Annotated in this window: 6 protein-coding genes; all 6 read left to right on the top strand. The window is 62.9% G+C overall.

Features of this window, described 5'->3' with window-relative positions; translation table 11 throughout:
* Positions 1 to 9: 9 nt before the first annotated feature.
* The gene (locus H7828_RS07325; protein WP_226780349.1) at positions 10 to 1,962 is read left to right on the top strand and encodes a hypothetical protein; all 1,953 of its coding nucleotides are present in this window, start codon (positions 10 to 12) and stop codon (positions 1,960 to 1,962) included.
* Positions 1,959 to 2,738, top strand: coding sequence for a hypothetical protein (locus H7828_RS07330; RefSeq protein WP_226780350.1), 780 nt, complete (start codon positions 1,959 to 1,961; stop codon positions 2,736 to 2,738). Before H7828_RS07325 ends, H7828_RS07330 begins: the two co-directional genes overlap by 4 nt.
* A complete protein-coding gene (locus tag H7828_RS07335; protein WP_226780351.1) occupies positions 2,728 to 4,488 on the top strand; it encodes a hypothetical protein in 1,761 nt (586 codons plus the stop codon). The genes H7828_RS07330 and H7828_RS07335 overlap by 11 nt, the downstream gene beginning before the upstream one ends.
* Complete coding sequence (locus tag H7828_RS07340) at positions 4,488 to 5,087, top strand: hypothetical protein (protein WP_226780352.1); 600 nt, start codon at positions 4,488 to 4,490, stop codon at positions 5,085 to 5,087. The genes H7828_RS07335 and H7828_RS07340 overlap by 1 nt, the downstream gene beginning before the upstream one ends.
* Positions 5,084 to 5,389 carry a hypothetical protein gene (locus H7828_RS07345; protein WP_226780353.1) on the top strand — a complete coding sequence of 102 codons (306 nt, stop codon included), beginning with the start codon at positions 5,084 to 5,086 and terminating at the stop codon, positions 5,387 to 5,389. Before H7828_RS07340 ends, H7828_RS07345 begins: the two co-directional genes overlap by 4 nt.
* Positions 5,390 to 5,445: 56 nt before the next feature.
* On the top strand, positions 5,446 to 7,831 hold a 2,386-nt coding region (locus tag H7828_RS07350), incomplete at its 3' end, for a sialate O-acetylesterase (RefSeq protein ID WP_226780354.1).

Raw genomic sequence — 7,831 nt, forward strand, 5'->3', positions numbered from 1 at the left:
CGAGGCATCATGCCAGACATTGTTTCCCTTGGCTATGAGATTGAAACGGCGCAGGTTCTGGCCGGTGAAGCCGCGCTTGATGAACTGACGGAAAGCACCATCAAGGCCGACGCTGCATCGAAGAAACTGAAATCCTCGTCGTCTGATATGGGCGCACAGATGGGGCGCGCCGGGCAGCAGACAGCACAGCTTGGCAAGTCATCCGGCGTGGCCGCTGGGGGTATGCGCAACCTCGGGCTGCAACTGAACCAGGTGGCGCAGCAGGGTTCTGTCACCGGCAACTACATGCAGGCTCTTTCGATCCAGTTGCCTGACCTGTTGCTGGGGTTCGGCGGCATTGGTATCGCCGCTGGTATCGCTGCCGGTGCGCTCGGGCCGCTGGTTCTCGGACTGATCGGCGGGAAAGATGCCGCGATTGACCAGACCGAAGCCTTCGATGACCTGTCTGGCGCCGTTCGGAACTACCGAGATTGGGTGGATCAGGCGCGGTCATCCACCGCCGACTTGCGCGATGAGTTCGCCGGGCAGACCGAGGAAATGCGGGAAACCCTGCGCATCCTGCAAGAGATTGCACTGGTGAAGGCGCTGGACGGCTTGAGGGTGGCGGTCGAGACAATCGACATTGACCGGCTGCGGACAATGACAGGATATCTGCAAGCAGCGTTTGACGACTTCGGGCCTGACAACGTGGAATATCAAGTCATCTTGGGCCAGTTGCAGGAGTCGTTCGGCCTAACGCTAAACCAAGCGAACAACCTGATCGACGGGCTGGACCGGCTAGGATCTGCGACTGGTCCCGAAAAGACCGTGCAAGCCGCGCGCGCTCTAAACCAGGTGCTATTGGCGACCTATGGCACGGTGCAGAATATCCCCCCGGAATTGCAGGCGGTGGCGCAGCGCGTGGCCGAGGCCGAACTGGAAGCCGCACGGTTGCAGAAGGCCATGGAAGATGCCGAAGAGCCTGCAAACCGCCTAGCCGATCTGGACGTGGGTTCTGGCATCCGTGGCGCCGTCGATGACGCCTATAGCCTTGCTGATGCTCTGGGGGTGGCTCTGGGCGTTGCGCGGGCCATCCGGGGCGTGACGGACGATGGCGCGCTGGCGAAGGCTACGAACGGTGGTCCTGACGCTGCCCTTAACGCATCGCGCAATGGGGAGACGGGCCGCGCTTTGAATGAACCGGGCGGCATTCTCGACAGCTTCGGCAGCTTTGGTGGCGTGTATTCAACCCTCAAGCCAGCCCGTGCGCGGGGCGGTCGCGGCGGCGGTGGCGGGGGCGGTGCCGACCCCTATGAGCAGAACCTGCAATCCCTGATCCAGTCCCTGCAAACGGAACAGGAAACGCTGGAAGTCTGGTATGCCGAAAGCGAAGAACTGCTGAACGATCACCGGGCGCGCAAGCTGCTAGGCGAGGAAGAACACAAAGAGGCGATGCTGGCGCTTGAAACCGAGTATCACCGCCGCAAGGGTGAAATCGCGGATCAAGGGGCGCAGGTTGAGATACAGGCCCGGCAGGCGGTTTTCGATGCTGCTGGAGGGCTTTTGAGCGTCCTTGCGAGCAAGTCCAAGGGCGCAGCAATCGCGCAGATCGCACTCAGTAAGGGCATGGCCATCGCGCAGGCGGTCCAGAGCACGGCAGCGGGCGCGATCAAGGCTTTGCAGATCTACGGGCCGACGCCGCAGGGTTATGCGGCAGCGGCATCTGTGAAGGCCTACGGCGCGGCTCAGGTCGGGCTAATCGCTGCCACTGGCCTTGCCCAAGCTGCCAACGTAGCGAGCGGCGGCGGTTCAGCGTCCGGCGGCGCGATCAGCGCGACCACATCGCAAGAGCCGCAGCAGTCGCAGACCATCATCATCGACATGCCCGGCGCCCCGAGATGGATGCGGGAAATGGCCGAGGACTTGTTTAGCGATTTCCAAGAACAGATTGGCCAGGGCCGTGAATTGGTGTTCGCGCGATGATCCATATCGAGGATTTTCCCGCCGCGCTGAACAGGCCCCATGTGCTGTATCGCAACGCCTTTTCCGAGGGGACCGTGACCTATAGCGCGGGGGCGGCGACCGGGCCAAACGCCATCGACGGGAACACCTATGACGCATGGGCGCCCGGCGCGGTCCCTGCCACGGCGAGCGTCACCCTTGGCGCGGCGGAATATATCGACTGCCTTGGCCTTGCGGCGCACACTCTGGCGGCAAACGGGAACACCGTCACAGTCGAATATCTCGACGGTTCGTGGCTTGAGGCGGCGTCTTTCACCCCGGAAAGCGATGAGCCGATCATGGCGGTTTGGCCGGCGGTCAAGGCTGCGCAGTGGCGCGTCAGGTTCAGCGGCGGCACGGCACCCTTGATCGGTGTCATGCAGTTGGGAAAGCGTCTGGTGTTCGACCGGGGGATCGTTGGCGACTACACCCCGACGAACTGGGGCCGAACGGTCGAGGTTCTGGGCGGCGATACCCTTGGCGGGCAATTTCTCGGGCAGCGGATCATTCGGCGCGGGGGCGAAACCAGCGTATCGTTCGGGTCGCTGGAGCGGGAATGGTTCGAGGCGCAGGCGGCTGAATTCGTGCGGCACTATGACGACGCCAAGCCGTTTTTCTTTGCCGGTGCGCCGGGGGCGGTGCCGAATGACCTCGCCTATTGCTGGCGACCGGATCGCAGCGGCGAGTTGCGCCCGCGCTACATCGAGTCCGGGCAGTACGTGAGCCTGCAAATGCCAGTGGCATTCCATGTTGCGTGAGCCTTTCGAATACGTCGAAATCGACATGGACTATTGCGACCTGACCTATGGCGCAGGCGCCTGTAACGCGGTGCTGGGCGATACGGGGGTGCGCAAGTGCTACAACATGTTCAAGCACTGTCAGGACCAGGAGAACTTCGCGAAGGGCGTCAAGACCCTTCGGTTGGCAACGCCGCAATCTTACATCGCGCCGGGGATGGACATGTTTCCCTGCCTCGACAGCGTTTCGGCCACCACATCAACCGTCAATATCGGCGGCACCGACGACAAGCTGTCAGCCCTTGGTCGACGTGGTACAATCACGATCCGCGCGCGTGACTTCGCCTATCACGACCGGTTCTTCGACAAGTATCAGGCTGGCCGGATCGACGGCACCGCGCAGACGGATGAACCGGGCTACAATCCCGAGGATCGCGGCACATTCTGGACCAAGCTGCGCGCGCGCTGGCCCTACTATTCCGGGCGCCCCGTGCGCCATGTGCAGGGCTATGTTGACGGCAGCACCCTGACGATCACGAAAACCCGGCACTTTGTCATCACCGAAATGGCGCTGGATGAACGGGGATCGGCCACCATCAAGGGTGAGGATATCCTGAACCTTGCCAAGAACAAGAAGGCGGTGGCCCCGAGGTCAAGCCAGGGCGTTCTGTTCGAGGCGATCACGGCAGATGCAACGGCGTTGACCTTGGCCCCGGCGGGGATCGGAGACAGTGAGTATCCCGCCACTGGCACGGCGGCAATCGGCTCGGAACTGGTGACCTTTGAGCGCACGGGCGATGCGGTGACGCTGACTGGGCGGGGCGTTCGCGGGACCGAGGCAGCGGCGCATGATTTTGACGATGCATTTCAGCTTTCCTACAGCATCGACCGCAAGCGCATTGACGCCGTGATCCGGGAACTTCTGGTGGACTATGCGGGGATCGACTCGGCGTTCGTGCCAACCGCCAAGTGGACAGCCGAGGCAGACCGATGGGCGGCGAACCTTGTTCTGTCGGTGGACATTCCCAAGCCTGAGGGTGTCTCGGGGCTGATCGGGGAACTGGCAGTGCTGGGGGCGAGCATCTGGTGGGATGATGTGGCGCAGGAAATCGGCTTCAAGATGATCCGCCCAACCGATGGTGACACGGTCTTTACCCTCACTGACGACAGCGCGATCAAGGCCATCGAAATCGAAGACCGCGACGATGACCGCGTGACAGAAGTGCAGTTTTACAGCGTGATCGTTGACCCCATGAGCGACTATAAGAGACCGGAGAACTACGCCCGGCAGCGCTATCTGGTCGATCTGTTGTCAAAGCAGCCCGAAGCCTACGGCGACACCCGAAAACTTGAAATCTTCATGCGCTGGCTGAACCACGGCGATGATCGATCGGTGCGCGTGTTCGGGCGGCGGACGCTGAACCGCATGAAAACACCGCCGCGCCGCTACACGATCCGCCTGGATGCCAAGGACGACGCCATCGGTCTGACTGACGTGTTGCAGGTCGAATCCCGCGTGGCGGCAGATGAAACCGGAAAGGCGGACGTGCAGCTTCTGCAGGTCATTTCCCGACGCGAAACAGTCGGTGGGCATGAATTTGAGATCGTGGCGCAGTCGTACCTCTATGAAGGCCGGTTCGGGTACGCCACGCCGAACGACTGGCCGAATTACAACGCCGCATCGCCAGCGCAACGGTTGGCGGGGAATTGGGCTGTCGATGAAACAACGCTGCGCTTTGACGATGGCACCGGACCATATGAGGCAATCTGATGACTGATTGGGCAAATATCACAGAGGCGCAGACAGACCCCGGCGCGCCCGGTACGTCTGAACTGTGGAAGGCTTGGACGGATCGGCCTGTCGCCATCGCAGAGGGCGCGAACAGCGCCCCGGTGGCTCGCACAGGCTGGCATCCCTATGACCTGACGGCGGTTGGCGGCAGTGAGGACGGGCTGATCTATGACTTCGCCGTTGATGGTGGCGTGGCCACGTTCGACACCCCGACGTTTTCCGATGGCTATGAGTACATGCTGGTTTTCGAAGGGGTCGGCATTCAAACCGCGCCATCCACCACATGGACGTTTCAGGCGCAGAATGCCGATGACGACACCCGCACCACGTTTTTCAGCGGCACCCGGTCAACCGGTTCCGGCAATGTGGGAATGATGATCCACCTGCGTTTCCCGCGTGTGGTCGGTGCGCCCAAGTTGGCGCAGGTATTGGTTCCTGACGTGTTCGCCGATGCTGCCGATGCGGTCTACCAAATCAGTTTTGCGCCCAAGGTCAAATCCCTTCGCGCGGCGTTTTCCGCCAACCTGACCGCCGGGAAAATCCGGCTTCTGCGCCGCAGGGAGTATGTATCCGCATGAAGCATCTGACATGGGAAGGCGGGGCCAAGGTGATCCGCGAGGCCGCGCCGTTCGACGTGGCGGCAGCGCTGGCAGCGTGGCGGGGGCGGGCCTCTTGCAGCCCCGCGCAAATGCGCCTGCACCTGCACCGGATTGGCGAGTTGAGCGCGGTGCAGGCCATCGCGGACGCAGACCCCGAGGCGTCTATCGTCTGGGAATACGCAACCCGGATCGACCGGGCATCGCCATTTATCGAAGCCCTAAAGGGCGACTACACCGACGAGCAGATTGACGACATGTTCCGCGCGGCTGCGGCGATCTGATCCACCGAACAATCAAGCGAAATACCGGCGTTAGCGCCGTCTAAAGGGGTGTCTGCATGACAATTCCAACCGTGACCATCACGGGCCGTTGCCCGCTGCCCAACGATATCGTGCCAGTGACGGCTGACGTGGAATTCCGCCTCTCGGGGTTCGATACGGATGGCGTTGACGTGGTGCTGCCGGTGGTGCGCGCCTATGTCCTTGAGAACGGCGAACTGCCCGCAGAGGCGGAACTGTGGCCGAACACGGAAGGCTTGCGTGGCACTTACTACGTGGTGCGCGCATCCGTTCGCGATCCGCAGACGGGCAGGGTGGTGCAATATCCGCTTGGGAATATCCAGGTTCCTGCCGCCCCTGCATCGCAGACGCTTGTTTCTCTCCTGAACAACCCGGTGCCATCGGTGCCGTCATGGAATGTGAACCTTGAGGGCGACGTATACGAGGCATTGCTTGCCGACATTGCCGGGGCATCGGCGGCGGCAGACGAGGCGGAAGCGGCGGCGGAACGTGCGCGGCTTGCGGCCATCGCGTCGGGCGCGCCGATCTTCCTGAACACCACCGATGGCTTGGCCGGTACATCGGACGGCGATATCTTCATGGTGTTCTCCGGGGCCGACTTGCTGGTCTACCTCAACGATGGCGGGGCGGCTGACCTGCAAGGCTCTCTGGCGTCGACGCTCGGCCTTGCGGCGGCTGGCTACAAGCCCCGCGCCAGTGAGCCGGTGCACAGCCAATTCAAGGTGCAGGCGGGCGGGCAATGGTGGTCACCCGATTGGGTTGTGCAGGTTGGCGCGGGGCAGTCCAACCGCAAGGGGAACGACAACGCCACCAGCGGCAGCAAGACCGGCGCGGGCGAGGTCTGGGCATGGAATGGCACGGCGTGGGTGGAGGCCGCGCTTGGCTCTGAACCGTTCAACACCTCTGTTCCGACCGTCAACAGCATCGACTTTCACCAAGCGCACCGGCTTTCTGTTGCCACTGGCCGACCGGTTGCGATGATCCTGCATGCGGTACCGGGTTCGGGAATCGCCACTTGGCTGCCATCGGTTCCGGGCGCCAACTGGACGGCGCTTGACGACAAGGTGGGCGAGGCGCTGACGGCGGGGTCTGGCATCCTCTGGGGCAAAGACCACGTTGACATGTTCGGGTGGTCGCAGGGTGAAAACGAATACGACCTCGCGCCGCTCTACAGCCTGTCACAGACCCGCTACCCCGACCTGATCACGGGCGCGCAGGGCGCATCTTGGGCCGGTCCCGACATGGTCTTTGTCGCGACGGAAATCCTCGACCAAGCGAGCGGCGGGACCGCCTACCGCGCCAACGAGGAATGGGCCAAGGTGATCGACAGCGGGAAATTCCCGCGCGTCTATCTCGCTTCATCCTGGGGGTTGACCTCGACCGGTATGGACGTGGGGCAGCAGGTGCATTTCAGCGGCGCCAGCTTGCAGGAATTGGGCTATCGCAGCGCCGACATCTACCTTGGCAAATCGGCCGGCGTCACATCGGCATCGATCTACCGTGCTGCCGATGCCACCGGGCAGCTGATCTGGAAGGAGCGCCCCTATACCCGGCTGCTGACCCTCTCGCTTGACGACAGTTCGACTTACACGCAATCGCTGACGGTCCTGACACCTGCCAGTGATCTGCCGGTGGTGTTCGAGGTTAACGGGGTGCTTTCCGAGATCGTTTCGGCAGCGGGGAGCGCCACCCTGTCGCACAGCGCCGCTGATCCGTCCACGGTGGTGATCTGGTATCCAACCGATGCCATGCGGGATCAGTCACCATCGTTTACCTCTGCGCCCGCGTCTGGCGAAGGTACGATCCGGGCCGTGGTGCTGAATCCTCTGGCCGCGCTCAAGGGGCTGTATCTTGCCAACCATCCGCTCAAAGGCCGGGTGGTGGCGGGCGATCTGTCGCGGGCCATGGAAACGCTGCGCATCCAGAACGCGCCGGGCGTCATCTGGACGGATTTCGTTGCCGCTGACCTGCCGCCGAATTTGGCGCTCCTGAACCTTAACGACAGCCTTGTGCCTGCCGATGTGCAGGCCGCGATCACCGCCGAAAACGCGGCGCGGGGCGGGGCGATCGATGTGCAGAGCCTTGGCGTTTCGGCGGGCTTCACGCCGCCCCAGCACTTTGCCACAATCACCACCCTGACGACTGCTGTGACCAAGGGTCTGGCCTTGACGGATGGTGCGCTTGTCACGGTCGGCGATAGCGGCAAGGGCAGCGCGCGAGTGCTCATCAAGGACAGCGCGGCCCCGGCGATCAGCGGTTTCGCCCCGGCGGGGTTTCGTCCGGCGGCGGGCAGTGTACCCCCCCAGGCTTTCGGCGCGTCCCCCTCGGCCAGCAACAACACGGCGGCGCTGAATGCCTGGATCGCGTTCTGCGATGCCGAGAACTACCAACCGGATTGGGGCGACGGCGAGGTTTACGCCGTCA

Origin of the sequence: Oceaniglobus trochenteri (assembly GCF_020529025.1) — a bacterium.
GTDB classification, from domain to species: Bacteria; Pseudomonadota; Alphaproteobacteria; order Rhodobacterales; family Rhodobacteraceae; genus Oceaniglobus; species Oceaniglobus trochenteri.

What these genes read in the sequence shown, in the direction of transcription:
- H7828_RS07325 (WP_226780349.1), top strand. Translation starts at nt 10, where the DNA reads ATGCCAGACATTGTTTCCCTTGGCTATGAGATTGAAACGGCGCAGGTT.
- H7828_RS07330 (WP_226780350.1), top strand. Translation starts at nt 1,959, where the DNA reads ATGATCCATATCGAGGATTTTCCCGCCGCGCTGAACAGGCCCCATGTG.
- H7828_RS07335 (WP_226780351.1), top strand. Translation starts at nt 2,728, where the DNA reads ATGTTGCGTGAGCCTTTCGAATACGTCGAAATCGACATGGACTATTGC.
- H7828_RS07340 (WP_226780352.1), top strand. Translation starts at nt 4,488, where the DNA reads ATGACTGATTGGGCAAATATCACAGAGGCGCAGACAGACCCCGGCGCG.
- H7828_RS07345 (WP_226780353.1), top strand. Translation starts at nt 5,084, where the DNA reads ATGAAGCATCTGACATGGGAAGGCGGGGCCAAGGTGATCCGCGAGGCC.